Raw genomic sequence first — 20981 nt, forward strand, 5'->3', positions numbered from 1 at the left:
CGGCCACTGCGGGAGCTCAGCAAAAAATAGAAATAAGGAAGTTCAAGTGAGCACACAACAAAAAATCCTTTTTATTGACCGCGACGGTACTTTGATCGTCGAGCCACCGATTGATTTTCAAGTCGACCGCTTAGACAAGCTAAAGTTAGAACCGTTTGTTATCCCAAGCCTGTTGTCGTTACAGGATGCGGGCTACCGATTGGTTATGGTAACTAACCAAGATGGCCTAGGTACAGACAGCTATCCACAAGCAGACTTCGATGCGCCGCACGATATGATGATGGAGATTTTTGAATCTCAAGGCGTTAAGTTTGATGACGTCCTGATTTGTCCGCACTTTGAAGAAGATAACTGCTCATGCCGTAAGCCTAAGCTAGGCATGGTCAAAGACTACCTTCAAGGTGGCAAGGTCGACTTCAAGAACTCGGTTGTGATTGGTGACCGTGCAACTGACCTGCAACTGGCAGAAAACATGGCAATTCGCGGCATTCAATATCACCCAGAAACCATGGGTTGGAAACAGATCCTGAAAGACCTGACGGTGAAAGCGCGTATCGCTGAAGTTGTGCGTACGACCAAAGAAACCGACATCAAAGTGAAGGTTAACTTAGACGAGCAAGGCGGCAACCAAATCTCAACGGGTCTGGGCTTTTTCGACCACATGCTGGATCAAATCGCGACACACGGTGGTTTCCAAATGATTTGTCAGGTGGAAGGCGATCTGCACATCGATGATCACCACACTGTTGAAGATACCGCGCTGGCGCTAGGTCAAGCGCTAAAAGAAGCGTTGGGCGATAAACGAGGCATTGGCCGCTTTGGTTTTAGCTTGCCAATGGACGAATGTCTGGCGCAATGTGCGTTGGATTTATCTGGTCGTCCATACCTTAAGTTTGATGCGAAATTTGGCCGTGATCAGGTTGGCGATCTTTCAACCGAAATGGTCGTGCACTTCTTCCGCTCATTGACCGATACGCTCGCTTGTACGCTGCACTTATCTTCGTCAGGCGACAACGACCACCACATCATCGAAAGTTTGTTTAAGTCGTTCGGTCGCACGCTTCGTCAGGCGATCAAGGTCGAAGGTAACGAGCTGCCAAGTAGCAAAGGCGTGCTGTAAGGAAGGTAAACCATGACAGAACAAAAAGTCGTTATTATCGATACTGGTTGTGCCAACGTTTCTTCGGTCAAGTTTGCTATTGAGCGTTTAGGGTACGACGTCACTATCTCTAAAGATCCAGCGGTAGTGCTCGGCGCAGATAAATTGTTTTTGCCAGGGGTGGGAACAGCCAGTGAAGCGATGAAGAACCTAGAAGAGCGCGACCTTATCGAACTGGTCAAAAAGGTCGAAAAACCTCTGTTGGGTATCTGCTTAGGCATGCAACTGCTCGGCAAATTATCACAAGAGAAAGGTCAAAAAGCCGATGAGATAGTGGAATGCCTTGGCTTATGCGACGGCGAAGTCCGTTTGCTGCAAACGGGTGACCTACCGTTACCGCACATGGGCTGGAACACCGTTAGTGCAAACCCGGGACATCCGTTGTTTAAAGACATCGAAGAAGGTGAATACTTTTACTTCGTACATAGCTTTGCGATGCCTGTTGGTGACTATACGATTGCACAATGTGATTACGGCAATCCGTTTAGTGCCGCGGTTCAAACGGGCAACTACTACGGCGTACAGTTCCACCCAGAGCGTTCTTCAAAAGCGGGCTCGAAACTGATTCAAAACTTCTTGGAATTATAAGGATATAACTACGTGATTATTCCAGCATTAGATTTAATTGAAGGTCAGGTAGTGCGCCTATACCAAGGTGATTATGGCCAAGTAACAGAATATAAAGTCGACCCGGCAGAGCAGTTCAACCTATACCACCAAGCAGGCGCCAACTGGCTGCACTTAGTGGATCTGACGGGCGCAAAAGATACCTCAGCACGTCAGCTTGATTTAATCGCTAAGTTGCTAGCGAGTACACCAGCGAATATCCAAATCGGTGGTGGTGTGCGCAGCGAGCAAGATGTTGTCGATTTGCTTGAAGCGGGCGCACAGCGCGTTGTCGTCGGTTCGACCGCGGTCAAACAACCCGAACTGGTTAAAGGTTGGATGGAAAAATATGGCGCTGAGAAGATTGTTCTTGCACTCGATATCAATATCGACCAAGACGGCACGCGCAAAGTCGCGATTTCTGGCTGGCAGGAAGATTCCGGCGTGACGATTGAAGCGCTGATCGACGATTACCTAACAGTCGGTCTTAAACACGTGCTGTGTACCGACATTTCACGTGACGGCACGCTAGCGGGTTCGAACGTGGAGCTATACATTGACCTGTGCAAGCAATACCCACAAGTTCAGTTCCAGTCATCAGGTGGCATTGGCTCTCTGGCGGATATCGAAGCATTAAAAGGCACTGGTGTTTCTGGCGTGATCGTTGGCCGTGCGTTATTGGATGGCAAATTTACCGCAGAGGAGGCGTTTGCATGTTGGCAAAGCGAATAATCCCTTGTCTCGACGTGCGTGACGGGCAAGTTGTAAAAGGCGTTCAGTTCCGTAACCACGAAATCATTGGTGATATCGTTCCTCTGGCGCAGCGTTACGCGCAAGAAGGCGCCGATGAATTGGTGTTTTATGATATCACCGCTTCCAGTGATGGTCGTGTGGTCGATAAAAGCTGGGTTTCACGTGTGGCAGAAGTGATTGATATTCCTTTTTGTGTCGCAGGCGGAATCAAATCAGCAGAAGACGCGGCGCGCATCTTAGAGTTTGGTGCAGATAAAGTGTCAATCAACTCACCAGCACTGGCAAACCCAGAGTTAATTACAGATCTCGCAGACCGTTTTGGCGTTCAGTGTATTGTCGTCGGTATCGACTCGTACTATGACAAAGACACGGGTAAGTATCAGGTTTACCAGTTTACGGGTGACGAAGCTCGCACTAAAGCAACCCAATGGGAAACGCGTGATTGGGTGCAAGAAGTTCAAAAACGTGGCGCTGGCGAAATCGTGTTAAACATGATGAACCAAGACGGCGTGCGTAACGGCTACGACATTGAACAACTGAATATGGTGCGTGAGGTGTGTAATGTACCGTTGATAGCATCAGGTGGTGCGGGTGCGATGGAGCACTTCGCAGAAGCCTACCAAAAAGCGAATGTAGATGGTGCGTTGGCGGCGTCTGTATTTCACAAGCAAGTCATCAATATTGGTGAGTTAAAACAGTATTTAAAACAACAAGATATAGAGGTGCGTCTATGAGTTTTGCCACCGAAGAAGTGAATAACCTCGCGCAGCGTATTGATTGGGACAAAGTGGATGGATTGGTCCCAGCGATTGTGCAAGATTTTCAGTCGAGCCAAGTATTGATGATGGGCTACATGAACAAAGATGCGTTGGCAAAAACCGGTGAAACGGGTCAAGTGACTTTTTTCTCGCGCACCAAAGAACGCTTATGGACCAAGGGTGAAACCTCGGGTAACGTACTGCAACTTAAGAACATCGCTTTAGATTGTGATAACGACACATTGCTTGTGAAAGTCGACCCGATTGGTCCAACTTGCCACACTGGCACAACCACTTGCTGGGACGGCGATTCGCAAGAAGAGTCGCAGATGGTGTGGCTTCATCAACTTGAGCAGCTACTGGCTGCCCGCAAGAGTGCCGACCCAGATTCGTCTTACACCGCTAGCCTTTATGCTCGTGGCACCAAGCGTATTTCGCAAAAGGTGGGCGAAGAAGGCGTTGAAGTCGCGCTTGCGGCGACGTCGGGCGATAAGGCGGAGTTAGTGTGTGAGTCTGCCGATTTGATCTATCACTTGCTGGTTTTACTGCAAGACCAAGGCCTTTCTATGAACGACGTGATTAACAAACTCAAAGAGCGTCATAAATAACCTCGATTTGTGATAGAATCGCCCTCAAATTTAAAGCCGTAAGCACCCCTTACGGCTTTGTTGTTTTAAAGGGAGACTCAAATGGCTGGTCATAGTAAATGGGCTAATATTCGCCACCGCAAAGCAGCCCAAGATGCAAAGCGTGGCAAAATTTTCACTAAATTGATCCGTGAGATTGTCGTTGCGGCAAAAGAGGGCGGCGGTGAGCCGGAAAACAACCCACGTTTGCGTGCGGCGATCGATAAAGCCCTTTCCAACAACATGACGCGTGATACCGTTAACCGAGCGATTGCCCGTGGTGCGGGCGGTGAAGGCGACGAAGGTATGGAGACCGTGATCTATGAAGGTTATGGACCAGGTGGAACCGCGGTGATGGTCGAGTGTTTGACCGACAATCGCAACCGAACCGTATCAGGCGTTCGCCACGCGTTTTCAAAAGCAGGTGGTAATCTAGGTACCGATGGTAGCGTGAATTATCTGTTTGATAAGAAAGGGGTGATCTCCTATGCGCCGGGATTAGATGAAGACGATGTCATGGAAGTGGCGCTAGAAAGCGGTGCGGATGACATTGAAACCGCAGACGATGGTGCAATTGATGTGTTTACTGCGCCGAGCGATTTTGGTGTGGTTAAAGATGCGCTGGATGCCGCTGGGTTTGAAGCCGATAACGCAGAAGTTTCTCTAGTGCCATCAACGAAAGCGGAGTTAGACGCGGATACCGCGCCGAAACTACTGCGTCTTATCGATGCCTTAGAAGATCTCGACGACGTACAAGAGGTGTATCACAACGGTGATATATCCGATGAAGTTGCTGCGAGCCTATAAATGTAACGCCCTCGTTTGAGGGCGTTTCTCTAGCCGAAGTCGTTGGCAGTGAGCTAGATTTCAAACAGAAAGTAGAAGCTGTAGCCGATGACAAACGCGGGAATGGCTGAATAGAGAGTTGCGATAAACGCCGCCTTTGGAGCGAGGGCAATCATTGGAAATAGCGCGTCGCCATCATTTGAAATCGCATTTGAAATTTGCGCTGATAGCGGTGCAGCGCCGCTAAGGTATAAGCTGGTCACCAGTATTTGCGGTCCACATCCAGGCAGTAAACCAATCGCTAGCCCCGCCAAAGGCATCCAGATTCCCCAGTGAGAGAAGAGGATGGCGAAGTTAACATCGGCAAATGTGCTGGCCAGTTCAAACGTGAGAAAAGCGACCACAACCCAAGCAGTAATAAAATTGGTATCTTGCGCTGCCTTTTGTAGTGGGTGAGAAGAAAGGCTTTTGTTATCTTCGGCAACTGTTGACTCGTAGTCCTTTATTTCTTTGGTTAGCGACCATAGCAACATGCTAATGACCATGAGTCCTGCCCCAAGCCATTCAATGCCCAACGTCGGTAATGAGAGTAAAGCATTCACATCAACCTGAAACGACCCTAGCAATGCGACCATGATTGCGGGAATCAAACACCATTTCCAAAATGCCCCTTGTAGGTTGATGGCGGTTTGTTCAATGTTGCTGGATTCAGATGTCGGACCGTTGCTATTGCTCGTAGAATTCCCATCCGGTCGCAAGAAATCATCATTATGGAGTAGGTTGACTACCCAGCCAGAGACGCACCCAACAACCACACCCAAAGCCACAACCATAAAGCCAATCTCTGGCTTGCTTGCGAGCAGTAAAAACGCGGCGTCGCCCATGGTCGAAGTTAACACCGCGACAATAGCGCCGAAGCCAACACGACCACTAACAAACTGTGAAGTGACAATGATAGCGCCACCGCAACCAGGCAGTGCGCCCAACAGGGCAGCGAATATCACTTGATAATGTCGCGAGCGGTGAAACAAGTTGACGAGTTTGTTCTCTTTACTGACGTATAGAGAGACATAGTGATAGATTGCCAATGTAAACGCGACATAAGCGGATACAGCCCAAAACGCGTCGGATAACGTGTTCACCGCGAGCTCGCGAGTGGTTTCACTCGTGAGTAGTGCGAGTAGCATCACTGGCAGAATAAGACGCTTGTATGCGGGACGGAATTGGCCGAGAGAAAGCCACTGTGGCAGTGACGATGAAAGCCTCATTGAATGCATAAAGTCCCCAAATGATAATACGAATAATTCTCAATATATGTTAATGAGAATTATTTGCAACAATAATTAGAAAGAAGCGCTTTTCTTTTTGCTAACCCATGACAAATCTCAAAAATCAGGTAAAGTAACGGGCTTCGTGAGTAAATGCCCAAGCTGGGCCTGTTTTAGTCGAATAGGAAATAAGATGATTCTAGTTGTAGGTCACAAGAACCCTGATAGTGATAGTATCTGTAGTGCTCTAGTTGCAACTGAGCTACTAAAAGCTCGTGGCGAGCAAGCAATGCCGATTCGCCAAGGTGAAATCAACCGCGAAACTCAGCACATTCTCGAAGTTGCTGGTGCAGAAGTTCCTGAACTTCGCACATCTGTCGCTGGTGAGAAAATCTGGCTTGTTGACTACTCAGATCTAGCACAAGCACCAGATGATGTGGCTGAAGCTGAAATCCTAGGTATCGTTGACCACCACCGTCTGGGTGACGTGATGACTGTGAACCCAATGGAAGCTTGGATCTGGCCTGTTGGTTGTACAAACACAGTACTGTTCAACATGTTCAAGATCGAAGGTCACGAGATCACTCCACAAATCGCTAAACTAATGATGTCAGCAATCCTATCTGACACGGTTGGTTTTGCATCTCCAACATGTACGCAAAAAGACAAAGACGCAGTAGCGGAGCTAGCGCAGATCGCTGACGTTGCTGATGTTGATGCGTTCATTAAAGATCTTCTGATCGCAAAAACTAACATCGAAGGCCTTTCTGCTGCTGAGCTAGTAGAAAAAGACTTAAAAGGTTACCCATTCAACGGTCGTGACGTGGTTGTTGGTCAGGTTGAACTTGCAACGCTAGAGCAAGTTGACGGCATGATTGACGCACTAGAAGCAGACCTTGAACGTCGTTGTAACGATGAAGGTCTAGCGTTCGCTGCAGTAATGCTAACAGACATCACAACAGCGCAAACTCGTCTACTATACAAAGGCGAGTGGGCTGAGAAGCTAGTGAAGCATGAACAAGACGGCATGCTAATGATGGAAAACACGCTAAGCCGTAAGAAACAAGGCTGGCCGTGGCTACAAGCTGAACTAGCGTAATCGCAAGTTTCAGATGAGTTTTTAAACGCCCATGGTTATGCCGTGGGCGTTTTGTTTAAGGAGACATTCATGTCAGAGGCATTAACTCAACAACAGATCGATACGGTTAATAAAATGCGTCCGGACGAGCGTTTTAACTACTGCATCAAAGAAATCGCAAAGCAGCGTAAAGTGTGGATCCTGACCGATGAACATGGCTGTGTAATGCTCAACACCGAAGATGAAGACTGTGTACCAGTTTGGCCAAATGAAGAGTTTGCCAACGAGTGGGCGACAGGTGAGTGGGAGCATTGCAAAGCAGAGTCGATTTCAACCGCTAAGTGGTTCAGTCGCTGGACATATGGTCTGGAGGAAGATGAACTCGCTATTGTGGTATTCCCAAACAGCAACGAAGAAGGGGTAGTGCTTTACCCTGACGAGTTTGAATTTGAGTTGAAAAAGCGCGGTTAGTCAGCGGTTTTCTATCGATTAGCCAGTAGCAAACTATTGCTGCTGGCTATCAATCGCAAATTCTAGAGCAAGGCTAAAATTTAGGTTTACTAAAGTGACTCTCGACCAGACGCTGCGTAATGATGTGTTCTGGGTTAGCGAGAACTTGTTGCGTATCGCCGCTTTCTACCACTTCACCTTCATGCATCACCATGATCTTATCTGTGATGTGTTTGATGATTCCAAGGTGCTGCGACACATACACAAATGACACCCCCATCTCTTCTTGCAGTTCCAAGAATAAGTTGATGATTTGCGAGCGCATTGCCATGTCTAAGCCGTTTAATGCTTCATCGGCGATAATGATCGACGGTTGCAGAATTAACGCCCTAGCTAAGCACACACGCTGTTTTTGGCCCGTTGCAAGCATCTGCGGATAAAAGTAAGCGTGTTCAGGAAGCAACCCCACTCGCAGTAGAGTATCTTTCACGCGCTTCATGCGCGCTTCTGGCGGCATATTAGTGTTTCGTTTTAGCGGACCTTCCAAAATACGCCCGATTTGAATACGCGGGTTTAACGAGGTGTTAGGATCCTGAAAAATCATCCGGATAAGCTTACATCTCGTCGAATAGTCTTTGTGTTCAAGCAACTCGCCATTCACGCGGATTTCACCACTGGTTGGCTCAACAACGCCTGCCAACATGCGTGCAAGTGTCGATTTACCAGAACCGTTTTGGCCGATGAAGCCGATGGTTTGTCCGACCTCTAAGGTAAAGCTAACCGGTTTTACTGCTTGGTGTGTGCGTTTACGAAATAGTCCCGGACGACTGATAAACTCTTTCGACAGGTCGTTGACTTCTAACAATGCGCTCATGCTTTTTTCTTCTCCATGTTCAGTGGGAAGTGGCAGGCAAACTTGTGGTTTTTAATTCGTCTTGTCATAGGTATTTCGACACATTGGCGCTGTGCATACGGGCAACGAGGACCCAATCGACACCCAATAGGCAGATGCTGAAGGGGAGGGATTGAACCAGGCAGCGATTGCAGTTTCTCTTTGTGAGGGATCCAGTCGTTAAAATCTGGCATCGCTTTAAGCAACGCGACCGTATAAGGGTGCTTCGGTTTCTCAAGAATTTTCTGCGTATCGGCGGATTCAACCGACTGACCACAGTACATCACCGTAATACGATTCGCCCACTGAGTAATGGTGGTTAAGTCATGCCCGATCAACATGATTGAGGTATTGTTGACCTGGTTCATACGGCTGAGCAAACGCAGAATTTGCGACTGAGTGATCGGGTCTAAATCGTTCGTTGGTTCATCGGCGATAAGCAGTTTTGGTTTTGCTGCGATGGCCATCGCGATCATGACTTTTTGACACTCCCCATCGGTGAGTTCGTATGGGTAGCTGCTCATGATCTGACGGTGGTTTTTTATCCCAACTTTGTGCAGTAGGCCAATCGCCTGTTTTTTTCGCCACTTAAAGCGCTCCCACCACTTGCCTTCAAATGAGCGTGATGGAATAGCTTCGATCAGTTGGCGACCGACTTCTTCTGACGGGTCCAAACAGGTTGAGGGTTCTTGGAAGATCATCGCGATATCACGGGCGATAACGCGCCTACGTTCGCGTGGGGTCAATTGCAATAAATCGATATTCCCCAAGCGCATGCGGTCCGCAGTCACTCTCCAGTTGTCTTTACATACCCCAACGATGGCTTTGGCTACGAGGCTTTTACCTGAACCTGATTCTCCCACTAGGCCGCGGATTTCACCTTCATTTAAGGTTAAGCTCATGCGGTCAACGGCTTTCATCAGCCCTTGTGGCGTTTCAATTTCGATGGTCAGATGTCGAATATCTAATAACGGCATTATTCGATCCCCGCGTTCAGAGCTCGGCGAACTCCTTCACCTACTAAGTTAATCACGATAACAGTAAACATAATCGCTAGGCCGGGCAGGGTCACCGTCCAAGGTGCTAAGTAAATCAGTTCAACCGAATCGCCCAACACTGCTCCCCATTCGGTGCTTGGTGCTTGTGCGCCCAGCCCAAGAAAACCAAGAGCGGTTATATCAAGTATGGCAATAGAAAGGGCAGATGTAATCTCTGCGGCGATAACGACCAATACGTTTGGCAAAATTGAGTTCCACAACAAATAAAACTCGTTAGCGCCATCAAGACGCGCAGCCATGATGTAGTCTTTCTCAACTTCAGTGTGTACCGCGATATAGACCGAGCGGACAAAGCGCGGGATCAACGCGAGGCAAATCGCCAAGAGCACATTGAACTCACCAAAGCCTAAGAAGGCAACGAAGATGATCGCCAACAGCAACGACGGGATCGACATTACCGTATCAAGCAAGTGGTTGAGCGTGCTCGAGAGCAAGCCCTTGGTCATGCCCGCCAAGATACCAATCACACAACCAACCAAGCCTGCAATGGTGGTGATGATCACCGCGGAGCCAAAAGTAAGCTGTGAACCTGAAATTAAGCGAGAAAGGATATCGCGGCCAAGGTCGTCTGTGCCTAAGAAGTATTCGACGGTACCAGCTGGATTCCATGACGGTGGGATCAGTAGTTCGCCCGACTGAGCTTGTGGGTCATGTGGCGTAATCCAAGGCGCCACAATCGTAATGATGATGATGAACATCAAACACCACAAGCCAAACATCGAGAGGTTGTTACCTCTGAAGCTACGCCAGAAGCGTTCGAATTGAGTTGGAATGTGTTCTTCCTGATAGACGCTATCGGTTAGCATACCATTCCTTCCTTACTAGTGGGTTGATCATTGCGCCAATCAAATCGGACAGAATATTTGCGGTAAGAACTAGTGTTGCCACCACAATCACACCGGCTTGAATCGCGACATAATCCTGGTCGGAGAGGGCGTCAAGCAACCAACGTCCAATTCCTGGCCAGTTGAAAATGGATTCGGTAATGATTGCCAGCGTTAGCATGCTCGACAGCTGTACGCCGATTTTAGGAATGATTGGTGGAATCGCGTTGCGTAGTACGTGCTGCGTGACGATCTCACGTGTTGATAAACCTTTAATACGCGCGGCGCGGATGTAGTTTTGACTCATGACTTCCGCCACCGAGGTACGCATCGAACTGATAACCTGCGTGGTTGGCGCTAGAGCCAACACCAAGCACGGTAAGATCAAGTGTTCGATGACGCTTTGCAGTGCATGAGCTCGGTAAGGGCCTTCGGCAAAGAAGGCATCGATGATGGCAAAGCCAGTCACATGATCTATCTGATACAACATGTCGTAGCGGCCGGCGACCGGGAAAAACTCAAAGTGTAGCGAGAACACCATGATCATCAACAGCGCAACCCAAAACAGCGGAGCAGAATAACCGGTCATCGAGGTAAACGAGATGATGGTGTCCGTCCACTTTCCTTGCTTCATGCCTGCAACGGTGCCGAGTGGAATACCAATCAGCAAAGAGAGTACAAACGCGATAAAACAGAGTTCAAGCGTGGCAGGGAAGACAACCGCCAACTCTTCCACTACTGGCATGCCGTGTTTGTCTACGCCGAAGTTAAGCTGCATAAGTTCGGTAAGGTATGTCATCCAACCGGACCAGAAGTCTTGAATCGCCCAAGGCGAATTGGGCTCTAAACGGAGAATGCTGAACCCAACCATAGTCAAAATTAACATGGTAATGATGAATAGATTCAGGCGTCGAACGGTATAAAGAAACATTATTTAACCCTCTCGACGTTATCAAAAGGTTGAGAGTTAAACGGACTCACTTTGAATCCTTTTAATGAATGATGCTGAGCTTGTAATTGCATGCCGTGGTTAAGTGGAATCACTGGAAACTGTTCATTGAGAATGTTTTGCGCTTGACGGTACAAGTTCAAACGGTAGCGCTTCTTGTCGACTTCGAGTGCTAAGTCCAACAGGAAGTCAAAGTCTGGGTTACACCAACTCGATACGTTCAGTCCCACGCGCTTCGAATCGCATGAGAGCAATGGTCTGAAGAAGCTATCAGGGTCACCCGTGTTGGCAATCCAGCCGGTTAAGTACAAGTCGATATTGGCGCTTGAATCGGTGCGATCGTATCTATCATCGGTCAAAAGATGCAGCGTGATACCTACGTCCGCTAAGTTTGCTTGAATCAGCTCGGCGGTTTTGCGTGGGCTTGGATTGTAAGCGCGTGGCTCAAGCGGAACAGACATCGTTAGTTCCAAACCTTTGCTATAACCCGCTTCTCTCAGCAACGCGATGGCGTAGTTACGGTCATAACGGATTTGGGTGGTGTCTTTTTGATAGGCCCAAGACGAAGGCGGAAGAATCGAATAAGCTTGCGTACCTGTGCCGTAGTAAACCGAGTCGAGGATGTTTTGGCGGTTAATCGCATAGTTGAGTGCTTTGCGTACCCTGGAATCATTCATCGCAGGGTGCGACGTGTTTACCGCGACAAACGAGATATTCATCGCTGGTTTAGCGGTCAGAGTAATATCTTCACGACTTTCAATCACTGGGAGCTGGCTCGAAAGTGGCGCGCTCAACACATCACATTCTTTGCGCAGTAGCTTCGCTAACGTGCCTGTGCCTCGGTTGGAGATATCAAACACAACCTGGCTCATTTTCGTCTGACCTTTCCAGTAGTCTTTGTGTTGCTTCAAGCGGATCAGGTCATTGAACTGATACTCATACAGATAGAAAGGACCGGTGCCGACAGGGTGCGAATCGAGCATGCCTTTATCGTCACGCAGTTCAAGTTGGGTTGCGTACTCTTTTGAGTGAATCACCGCATGGCTGGTGGCAATACTGGAAAGGAATGAGTTGTCAGGTCGGCTAAGGACAAACTTGACCTGATTTTTCGATACTGCAGAGACGTCAACCACAAGGTTTTGGAAATCGATCCCGTTAAACCAAGGGTAAATGCCACCACCTACGTAATGAAACGGATTGGTGGAGTCGAGGATACGGCGGAAACTGAAAACCACATCTTCTGCGTTGAGTGCTCTTGAAGGCGTAAACCACGGCGTGGTTTGAAAAGCGACGTTATCACGCAGATTAAAGGTATACACCGTGCCGGACTCATCGACTTGCCAGCTTTTTGCTAGGTTCGCGACGGGCTCATAAGTGTCTGGGTCTATGGTCAATAAAGAATCAAACAGTTGTGGGCTGAGCGTTTCAGGCGTGATGCCGCTGTCGGTGAGCTGCGGGTTAAATGTGTATGGTCCACCTTGGCCACAATAGACAAAACCATTTTGTCTGATTTTCTCGTGGTCAATGGCTTCGCCACAGCCTGTTAAAAGACCGAAGCTAAATAAACCTAGTGTTAGTTGAATGATTGCTTTCATAGAAAGAACGGCTGTCAGCGATGAGCACAATGAGATCAATCATTATGCCTTACTATGTTATTAATTTACCATCATTTGTTAGATTTAACCAAAGTAAAGCTAAGGTTTTACTGCTGGTGTTTCACGCCAAATGGGTTCTGTCATCATCTTACTCTGGACTGGACAAGTCGTACTTTCGCACCATGCCTCTAAGTTGATGATAACTTAAGCCTAGCAGGTCGGCAGCCTTTCTTTGGTTGTATTTACTTTCCTTAAGCGCAGCGTTAAGGATGTGGCGGTCTTGATCCTCTTGCCACTGCTTGTAATCCAATGGAAACGTTAATTGCGAAATCGTCGCTTCTTCGGCCAGTTGCTCTAGCTCTTCACTTTGTTGCCACTCGGCCATAAACGGGTCAAAAATCAGATGCTCGATGGGGAACTCTTGCTGTCCGTGTTGGTAGATCGCCCGTTCAATCACATTCTTGAGTTCACGAACGTTACCCGGCCATCGGTAGTCTAATAATGCTTGTTCAGCTTGATGACTAAAGCCAACGAAATACTCAAAGCCAAGTTCACGACACATTTTCATTGCGTAGTACTCGGCAAGCAGCAAGATGTCTTCCTGACGTTCGCGGAGTGGAGGAAGATGCACCACGTCAAAGGCTAATCGGTCGAGTAGGTCGGGGCGGAAACTACCATTAGCGGCCATTTCCGGAAGGTTTGCGTTAGTCGCGCAAATCAATCTTACGTTTGCGTTCAATAGTTGATGACCACCGACGCGTTCGTATTGGCCGTACTCAATGACGCGCAGCAGCTTTTCTTGTACCAGCAGAGGCGCCGTGGCTAGTTCGTCAAGGAACAAAGTACCGTTTTCAGCGCGTTCGAAACGACCTTTATGGCGGCCTTTAGAACCGGTAAAAGAGCCTTGCTCATGACCAAACAATTCTGAGTCGATCAAACCTTCGCTTAGGGTTGAGCAGTTGAGTGACACTAAAGGCTGGTCCCAGCGCTTTGACAGATAATGCAAGCGTTGGGCAATGAGCTCTTTACCTGTGCCTCGTTCACCAATGATGAGAATCGGGCGCTCTATCGCTGCAAGTTTCGATACTTTATCCAGTACAGACAGAAAAGCAGGGGATTCGCCGATAAGATTCTGTTGCATGTGCACACTCCATTGGTGAAATTTACCTATAGTTGGTTAAATTCATCATACACAGATAAGTGCAAGAGTTGTAGTTTATTTAAGTTATTGATTTTTAGTGGTTTAAAAGTTGGCATGCATCTTGGAATACTTTAGGAAACGCAAGAACTGGCTGACATCGAACCACGCTGTCGCTGAAATTATAGATAAGGAGCTGTGCTATGGGTATTTTTTCTCGATTCGCGGATATTGTTAATTCAAACATCAGTGCACTACTTGATAAAGCGGAAGACCCTGAAAAGATGATTCGCCTGATCATTCAGGAAATGGAAGATACGCTGGTTGAAGTACGTACGAATTCTGCAAAAGCGATTGCTGATAAGAAAGAGTTGGCACGTAAAGTCGAAGCTTTAGAAGATCAAATTGAAGATTGGCAAAATAAAGCAACGTTGGCGCTAACCAAACAGCGTGAAGATTTGGCTCGCTCGGCACTGATTGAAAAGCAAAAGCTGCAAGACGTGCTTAAAGGTTTACACACAGAGCAAACTCTCGTTGAAGAAACGATTGACAAGTTGACCGGGGAAATCGGCAAATTAGAAAGCAAGATCACTGAAACTCGTGCTAAACAACAAGCGCTGGCGATTCGCTCTCAAGCGGCATCTAACCGCCGTGACGTGCAAAAGCATTTACACACCGCACGTACGTCTGAAGCGATGGCGAAGTTTGAGCAATACTCACGTAAGGTTGACGAGCTAGAAGCCGAAGCGGATGTGTATGCGAAGTCAGGTAACTCTAAGTCTCTTGAGCAAGAGTTTGCTGAGCTTCAGGCTCAAGATGAAATTGAGCAAGAACTCGCAAAACTCAAACAGCAAATGGAAGATAAAAAGTAAGTTTTTTATCGAGTTAACCAGATAGCTTCGTTGTGATGTCTCATTTCGAAGCTATCGATACCTGTTTGTGCCAGTTGACCATGGGCGTATGATATTGTCCCAAGGTAAAGTTGGGATTCTCTAGATATTATTTGTTCATTGTCGAGTCAGGTGATCTGATACGACGATGTAGTAGGAGTTACTTATGTCTTCATTTTTTATTGCTGGACCGCTGATCGTCTTTCTCATCTTTGTCGCGCCACTTTGGCTGATTCTTCACTACAGAAGTAAAAAGAAAGCGGCGAGTGGTTTGTCTGAAGATGATCTAACTCGTTTACAGACGTTGTCTGAAAAAGCGGAAAAGATGCAGCAACGTATTGATACGCTAGAGCGTATTCTAGACAGCGAATCACCACAATGGAGAGGTCGATATGAATAATAAAGAGCTCTATCGTGATACCGCCAACGGCAAAATATCTGGTGTTTGTGCTGGCTTAGCGAACTATTTAGGCGCAGAAGTTTGGTTGATTCGTATTCTGGTCATTTCTGCCGCTTTGCTCGGTGGTAGCTTTTTGGTTTTGCTTGCGTATGTCGCGATGACCTTGATGTTAGAAAAGCAACCTGAAAACTATGTTGAAGCAATTAAAAACCAACAAGAACATAAGCTTAAGAGTAAACCGTGGCAGCAAGGACAGTCACCAGTGGCGTTGTTGGATACGTTGGAAAAAGACTTCGATAAGCTAGAAAACAAGTTACGCTCGATGGAAGCGTATGTTACATCGGATACATTTAAAGTTAACCGGGAGTTTAATAAATTGTAACCTTTGTGCAAAGGTTACATGCTTTTTTCAGCAAATTATTAATTTTAAAACGATTTTCCGTTTTCCCTATTGGCAGTAGTGTCATCAATCATCTATTCTAGTCCTATCGGTTAACAACGTAGATGATTAACTATGCGAAAATCTGTTTTGCTCCTTGCAATCACCGCTTCTTTAAGTGGGTGTGGTAAGGAGCTTCCTCCTGTTCCCGAGCCTGATTCTAGGCCAGCAAAACTATTCACTATCTCTGTTGGTAATTCTTCTTTTGAGCGACAGTTTCCCGCAACTACAGAGGCTGGTGATAAAGCCGTTCTCGCGTTCCGTGTTCCAGGAATGCTGCAATCTATTGATGTCGTCGCAGGTCAACCTGTTAAAAAAGGTGATGTGTTAGCGACACTAAATCCAGACGAATACACTCTTCTTGCAGACCGTGCCAACGCGGAGTTTAAGCTCGCGGATGTTCAGTTTCAGCGCTACAAAAAGCTGAGAGAAGATAAAGTGGTGTCTGAGCAGGATTTTGACCAAGCGAAAGCCAACCGCAACGCAGCAAAGGCAAGCCTTGAGCAAGCTCAAGCAAATTTGCGCTACGCGACACTTGTGGCACCTTACGATGGCACCGTTTCACTGATTCCGGCAGAAAATCATGAATATGTCGCAGCCAAGCAAGGTGTGCTGAATATTCAAACGAATCAGTTGATCAAAGTGACTTTCCAATTGCCAGACTACTTACTTAACCGCTTTTCCAACGGTGAGAACGTCAGTGCAGCCATGACCTTTGACGCGTTTCCTGATATTGCCTATCCGCTGACATTCCAAGAAATTGATACAGAATCGGACTCTAAAACGGGTTCATATAAAGTCACCATGAGCATGGAAAGACCTGAGAATGTGGGTATTTTGCCGGGTATGGCCGGTTCTGTTCGGGCGGTTGTTGAATCGATGAGTGATACGCCGATTCCGCATTCAGCTCTGTTTGAACAAAACGGTGAGACGTTTGTTTGGCGCGTTGGCCAAGACGGAATCGTCGAGCAAGTGGGCGTCGTGCTGAATGAAAAACGCCAAGTGAAGAGCGGCCTAAATGATGGTGATCGTGTCATTATCTCCGGTGTGGGTGATATAGAGGCGGGCATCAAGGTTCGCGAGTGGATCAAAGAGCGAGGATTGTAAGATGAATAAGTGGATAAGTGTTTTCGCCCTTTCATCGGCGGCAATCTTAGCTGGCTGCGGCGGAGAGCCTCAACATACCGATTTCGGTTTACCTAAAGTCAAAGTGCTGGAGATTGGTTCTCAGTCGCAAAACGAAGCAAAACTGTACTTTCCCGCGGTTGCGAATGCGGCAGAACGTTCACACTTGAGTTTTCGCGTGGCAGGTGAAATAAGTAAGTTGTATGTCAAAGAAGGCGACAAACTGAAGAAAGGCGACGTGATTGCGGAGTTGGACCCAACTGACTACAAACTAGATGTCGACAATGCCAGCGCACGCTACAGCGTGGTGAATAGCCAGTTCCGTCGCTCTAAGCCGCTAGTGGATAAAGGCTTACTTGCCAAGTCGCAGTTTGATGAAATTGCAGCAAACAGACAGATAGCTTTTGCCGAGCTTCAACTAGCGAAACTAAGGCTCTCTTTCACCAAACTGACCGCGCCTGTTGATGGTGTCATCTCTCGTGTCAGCGTTGACCAGTTTGAGAATATTCAAGTCGGACAAAACATCGTCAATATCCACAGTTTGGATAGCGTGGAGATTTTAATTCAGTTACCAGATCGTTTGTACATCAATCAACCAACTCAAGAAACACTCGCGGAAGTCGACGCGCTAGTAAAAGTGCCGAGTGGGAATGAATACCACGCGGCTATCAAAGAGTTTACCACTGAACCTGATCCTGCTACTGGAACATTTACCGTGACATTGTCACTTCCTATGCCGGAAGATGAATACATTCTCGATGGCATGGCGGTGGAAGTGACCTCCAAAGGTGAAGACGTTGGTTTGGATCTAAACCTTGGCGTTCAGATCCCGATTGAAGCGGTGTTTAACCAAGATGGCGATGATATCGAACGCGATAACAAATATGTTTGGCTACTGAACCAAGACGGGACGGTATCTAAACAACAAGTCGTGCTGGGTAAAGCAAGTAAAGAGGCGGTTCAGGTGCTGAGCGGATTAAGTGAAAATCAAACCATTATTGTCTCCGGTATTGCGCGACTGCGCGAAGGTATGCAAGTAGAGATCGTGGAACAGGAGGCAGGTAATGAGTGAGCAAAAAAACAACGTGCCTCAAAGCGATGATGACGTAACAGGCATTGCGGCGTATTTCATCCGCAACCGTGTTATTAGCTGGATGATCTCGCTGATCTTCTTAATCGGCGGTACTGCGGCGTTCTTTGGTTTAGGGCAACTTGAAGACCCAGCTTTTACCATCAAAGATGCGATGGTTGTGACTTCTTACCCGGGAGCTACACCACAGCAAGTGGAAGAAGAGGTAACGTATCCACTTGAAAAAGCAATCCAACAGCTGACTTATGTCGATGAGGTTAATTCGATTTCGAGTCGCGGCCTTTCACAGATCACCGTAACGATGAAAAACAACTACGGTCCTGATGATCTTCCTCAGATCTGGGATGAGTTGCGCCGCAAAGTGAATGACGTAAAAAACCAGCTTCCACCAGGTGTTAATGAACCGCAAGTCATTGATGATTTTGGTGATGTTTACGGTATCTTGCTAGCGGTGACGGGCGATGGGTACAGCTACAAAGAACTGCTCGATTATGTCGACTATTTGCGTCGTGAACTTGAACTAATCGATGGCGTGAGCAAAGTATCGGTATCGGGTCAGCAACAAGAACAGGTATTTATCGAAGTCTCGATGAAGCGCTTGAGTAGCTTGGGCTTGTCGCCAAATACCGTGTTTAACCTGCTTTCGACGCAAAACCTAGTGTCTGACGCAGGGGCGATACGTATCGGTAATGAGTACATTCGTATCCATCCAACTGGCGAGTTCCAAAACGTAGACCAACTAGGTGATTTGATTATCACCGAGAGTGGTGCTCAAGGGCTTATTTACCTGCGAGACGTTGCGGAGATTAAGCGCGGCTATGTCGAAGTTCCAACTAATATCATCACATTTAACGGCAAAATGGCGTTGAACCTCGGTGTCTCGTTTGCCCAAGGTGTGAACGTGGTGGAAGTGGGTGAGCGCTTTGACCGTCGTCTGGCGGAGTTGAAATATCAACAACCTGTTGGTGTCGATATCTCTGAAATCTACAGCCAGCCAAAAGAAGTCGATAAGTCTGTAAGCGGATTTGTGGTCAGTCTTGGTCAAGCGGTAGCGATCGTAATCATCGTGCTGCTGTTCTTTATGGGGCTTCGTTCCGGCCTACTGATCGGGCTGATTCTCCTGCTAACCGTCTTAGGTACCTTCATCTTTATGAAGTACTTTGCCATCGATCTACAGCGAATTTCGCTTGGTGCCTTGGTCATCGCTTTGGGTATGCTGGTGGATAACGCCATCGTGGTGGTCGAAGGGATATTGATCGGTACGCAAAAAGGGCGAACGAGACTGCAAGCCGCGACGGATATTGTTACGCAAACCAAATGGCCATTGCTTGGCGCGACAGTGATTGCGGTAACGGCCTTTGCACCGATCGGTCTGTCCGAAGACTCGACGGGTGAATACTGTGGTACCTTGTTTACCGTGTTACTTATTTCACTCATGTTGAGTTGGTTTACCGCGATTTCGTTGACGCCATTCTTTGCCGATATTTTCTTTAAAGGGCAAAAACTTTCCGAAGAAGGTGAAGATAGCGACCCATACAACGGCATGATCTTTGTGGTCTACAAAGGTTTCCTCGAGTTTTGTATGAAGCGTGCTTGGCTAACAGTGATTGTGCTGATTCTAGGCTTGGTCGCGAGCATCTACGGCTTTACCTTCGTTAAGCAGTCGTTCTTCCCGTCATCGACAACGCCGATGTTCCAAACCGATATCTGGCTACCGGAAGGGACAGATATTCGCGCAACCAATACTAAGCTCAAAGCGTTAGAAACTTGGTTGGCGGAGCAAGATGGTGTCGCCCATGTGACTACGACAGCTGGTAAAGGTTTGCAACGCTTTATGCTGACCTACGCGCCAGAGAAGAGCTACGCGGCTTATGGTGAAATCACAACACGTGTTGAAAACTATGAGCAGCTACACGACTTGATGACAAATTTCAGAGCGTATCTGGAAGCTAACTTCCCTGAAATCAACTACAAGCTGAAGCAGATTGAATTGGGCCCTGGTGGTGGTGCGAAGATTGAAGCGCGTATTATCGGTTCAGATCCAACGGTTCTGCGTAGCATTGCTAAGCAAGTTGAAGACATCATGTACGCGAATCCAGGGGCGACCAATATTCGTCACGACTGGCGCGAGCGTACTAAAGTGCTTGAACCGCAATTTAACGAAAGTCAGGCGCGTCGTTACGGTATTACTAAGTCAGATGTGGATGACTTCCTAGCGATGTCGTTCTCAGGCAAAGCCATCGGTGTCTACCGAGACGGTACTACCTTGATGCCAATTGTGGCACGTTTACCAGAAAACGAGCGCGTTGATATCCGTAACATTGAAGGTATGAAGATCTGGAGTCCTGCATTGAGCGAATACATTCCGCTACAACAAGTGACAATGGGTTACGACCTGCGTTGGGAAGATCCGATCATCGTGCGTAAGAACCGTAAACGTATGCTAACGGTAATGGCTGACCCAGACATTCTTGGTGAGCAAACTGCCGCGACGCTGCAGAAGAGCCTCCAGCCTCAAATCGAGGCGATTGAGCTGCCGCCGGGTTACTCGTTAGAGTGGGGCGGTGAGTATGAGTCGTCAGGTGATGCGCAAGCGTCTCTGTTTACGACCATGCCGATGGGCTACCTGTTCATGTTCTTAGTCACTGTGTTCCTGTTTAACTCAGTGAAAGAGCCATTGATTGTTTGGTTGACGGTGCCGTTGGCGATCATGGGGGTGACGACAGGTTTGTTGGCTCTAAATACCCCATTTGGCTTTATGGCGCTACTTGGTTTCTTGAGTCTATCGGGTATGTTGCTTAAGAATGGTATCGTACTGCTGGATCAAATTGAGATTGAAATGCAGTCAGGTAAAGACCCTTACATCGCGGTGGTAGATGCGGCGCTAAGTCGTGTTCGTCCGGTATGTATGGCGGCGATTACCACTATTTTGGGTATGATCCCACTGCTACCGGATATCTTCTTTAAACCGATGGCGGTAACCATCATGTTTGGTTTGGGTTTTGCTACCGTGCTAACACTAATCGTGGTTCCGGTGCTTTACCGATTGTTCCATAGGGTTAAAATACCAAACTAGAGAGAATACGGAACGACGCCC

21 protein-coding genes are annotated in these 20981 nt (G+C 47.6%); 14 read left to right on the forward strand and 7 right to left on the reverse strand.

Going from position 1 to position 20981, the window contains the following annotated elements:
• The first annotated feature begins 46 nt into the window (after window positions 1–46).
• From hisB to AKJ31_RS17180, 6 genes are all read left to right on the forward strand, one after another.
• Window positions 47–1120, forward strand: a complete 1074-nt coding sequence (gene hisB / locus AKJ31_RS17155) for a bifunctional histidinol-phosphatase/imidazoleglycerol-phosphate dehydratase HisB (protein WP_053410300.1) — start codon at window positions 47–49, stop codon at window positions 1118–1120.
• Between the two features lie 12 nt (window positions 1121–1132).
• Entirely contained in the window at window positions 1133–1747 is a 615-nt protein-coding gene (hisH, locus tag AKJ31_RS17160) for an imidazole glycerol phosphate synthase subunit HisH (protein WP_053410301.1), read from the forward strand.
• Between the two features lie 12 nt (window positions 1748–1759).
• On the forward strand, window positions 1760–2497 hold the full coding sequence (gene hisA, locus AKJ31_RS17165) for a 1-(5-phosphoribosyl)-5-[(5-phosphoribosylamino)methylideneamino]imidazole-4-carboxamide isomerase (protein WP_053410302.1): 738 nt from the start codon (window positions 1760–1762) through the stop codon (window positions 2495–2497).
• Window positions 2479–3252: an imidazole glycerol phosphate synthase subunit HisF gene (hisF, locus tag AKJ31_RS17170; RefSeq protein ID WP_053410303.1), complete on the forward strand. Its 774-nt coding sequence runs from the start codon at window positions 2479–2481 to the stop codon at window positions 3250–3252. Before hisA ends, hisF begins: the two co-directional genes overlap by 19 nt.
• Window positions 3249–3884, forward strand: coding sequence for a bifunctional phosphoribosyl-AMP cyclohydrolase/phosphoribosyl-ATP diphosphatase HisIE (hisIE, locus tag AKJ31_RS17175; protein WP_053410304.1), 636 nt, complete (start codon window positions 3249–3251; stop codon window positions 3882–3884). The genes hisF and hisIE overlap by 4 nt, the downstream gene beginning before the upstream one ends.
• Window positions 3885–3965: 81 nt before the next feature.
• Window positions 3966–4709 carry a YebC/PmpR family DNA-binding transcriptional regulator gene (locus AKJ31_RS17180; RefSeq protein WP_053410305.1) on the forward strand — a complete coding sequence of 248 codons (744 nt, stop codon included), beginning with the start codon at window positions 3966–3968 and terminating at the stop codon, window positions 4707–4709.
• Between the two features lie 53 nt (window positions 4710–4762).
• Here the strand turns inward: AKJ31_RS17180 and AKJ31_RS17185 are convergent, their stop codons facing one another.
• Window positions 4763–5965 carry a putative manganese transporter gene (locus tag AKJ31_RS17185; protein ID WP_053410306.1) on the reverse strand — a complete coding sequence of 401 codons (1203 nt, stop codon included), beginning with the start codon at window positions 5963–5965 and terminating at the stop codon, window positions 4763–4765.
• Between the two features lie 184 nt (window positions 5966–6149).
• Here AKJ31_RS17185 and AKJ31_RS17190 point away from each other — a divergent pair, with 184 nt between their 5' ends.
• Window positions 6150–7055, forward strand: coding sequence for a manganese-dependent inorganic pyrophosphatase (locus AKJ31_RS17190; RefSeq protein WP_053410307.1), 906 nt, complete (start codon window positions 6150–6152; stop codon window positions 7053–7055).
• Window positions 7056–7124: 69 nt separating this feature from the next.
• Complete coding sequence (locus tag AKJ31_RS17195) at window positions 7125–7505, forward strand: DUF2750 domain-containing protein (RefSeq protein WP_053410308.1); 381 nt, start codon at window positions 7125–7127, stop codon at window positions 7503–7505.
• 73 nt (window positions 7506–7578) lie between these two features.
• On the opposite strand, the gene AKJ31_RS17200 is transcribed toward AKJ31_RS17195, so the two are convergent.
• The 6 genes from AKJ31_RS17200 to pspF all read right to left on the reverse strand — a co-directional run bounded on the left by AKJ31_RS17200 (window position 7579) and on the right by pspF (window position 13943).
• Window positions 7579–8358: a peptide ABC transporter ATP-binding protein gene (locus AKJ31_RS17200; RefSeq protein WP_053410309.1), complete on the reverse strand. Its 780-nt coding sequence runs from the start codon at window positions 8356–8358 to the stop codon at window positions 7579–7581.
• The gene (locus tag AKJ31_RS17205) at window positions 8355–9353 is read right to left on the reverse strand and encodes a peptide ABC transporter ATP-binding protein (protein ID WP_053410310.1); all 999 of its coding nucleotides are present in this window, start codon (window positions 9351–9353) and stop codon (window positions 8355–8357) included. Before AKJ31_RS17205 ends, AKJ31_RS17200 begins: the two co-directional genes overlap by 4 nt.
• A complete protein-coding gene (gene sapC, locus AKJ31_RS17210; RefSeq protein WP_053410311.1) occupies window positions 9353–10240 on the reverse strand; it encodes a putrescine export ABC transporter permease SapC in 888 nt (295 codons plus the stop codon). The genes AKJ31_RS17205 and sapC overlap by 1 nt, the downstream gene beginning before the upstream one ends.
• Window positions 10227–11189, reverse strand: a complete 963-nt coding sequence (locus tag AKJ31_RS17215; RefSeq protein WP_053410312.1) for an ABC transporter permease — start codon at window positions 11187–11189, stop codon at window positions 10227–10229. Before AKJ31_RS17215 ends, sapC begins: the two co-directional genes overlap by 14 nt.
• Window positions 11189–12802 (reverse strand): ABC transporter substrate-binding protein SapA, encoded by a 1614-nt coding sequence (sapA, locus tag AKJ31_RS17220; protein ID WP_053410313.1) that lies wholly within the window; start codon window positions 12800–12802, stop codon window positions 11189–11191. The genes AKJ31_RS17215 and sapA overlap by 1 nt, the downstream gene beginning before the upstream one ends.
• A 148-nt stretch (window positions 12803–12950) precedes the next feature.
• Window positions 12951–13943 carry a phage shock protein operon transcriptional activator gene (pspF, locus tag AKJ31_RS17225; protein WP_053410314.1) on the reverse strand — a complete coding sequence of 331 codons (993 nt, stop codon included), beginning with the start codon at window positions 13941–13943 and terminating at the stop codon, window positions 12951–12953.
• A gap of 200 nt (window positions 13944–14143) precedes the next feature.
• On the opposite strand from pspF, the gene pspA reads away from it, so the two are divergent.
• The 6 genes from pspA (at window position 14144) to vmeI (ending at window position 20960) form a co-directional block, all read left to right on the forward strand.
• Entirely contained in the window at window positions 14144–14812 is a 669-nt protein-coding gene (pspA, locus tag AKJ31_RS17230; RefSeq protein WP_053410315.1) for a phage shock protein PspA, read from the forward strand.
• Window positions 14813–14996: 184 nt separating this feature from the next.
• Window positions 14997–15230: an envelope stress response membrane protein PspB gene (pspB, locus tag AKJ31_RS17235; protein WP_053410316.1), complete on the forward strand. Its 234-nt coding sequence runs from the start codon at window positions 14997–14999 to the stop codon at window positions 15228–15230.
• Window positions 15223–15612, forward strand: coding sequence for an envelope stress response membrane protein PspC (gene pspC, locus AKJ31_RS17240; protein ID WP_053410317.1), 390 nt, complete (start codon window positions 15223–15225; stop codon window positions 15610–15612). The genes pspB and pspC overlap by 8 nt, the downstream gene beginning before the upstream one ends.
• Window positions 15613–15744: 132 nt before the next feature.
• Window positions 15745–16776: an efflux RND transporter periplasmic adaptor subunit gene (locus AKJ31_RS17245; RefSeq protein WP_053410318.1), complete on the forward strand. Its 1032-nt coding sequence runs from the start codon at window positions 15745–15747 to the stop codon at window positions 16774–16776.
• Window position 16777: 1 nt separating this feature from the next.
• Window positions 16778–17866 (forward strand): efflux RND transporter periplasmic adaptor subunit, encoded by a 1089-nt coding sequence (locus tag AKJ31_RS17250; protein WP_053410319.1) that lies wholly within the window; start codon window positions 16778–16780, stop codon window positions 17864–17866.
• Window positions 17859–20960 (forward strand): efflux RND transporter permease subunit VmeI, encoded by a 3102-nt coding sequence (vmeI, locus tag AKJ31_RS17255; protein WP_053410320.1) that lies wholly within the window; start codon window positions 17859–17861, stop codon window positions 20958–20960. Before AKJ31_RS17250 ends, vmeI begins: the two co-directional genes overlap by 8 nt.
• The last annotated feature ends 21 nt before the right edge of the window (window positions 20961–20981 follow it).

The organism is Vibrio hepatarius, from assembly GCF_001274785.1.
Lineage (GTDB): Bacteria > Pseudomonadota > Gammaproteobacteria > Enterobacterales > Vibrionaceae > Vibrio > Vibrio hepatarius.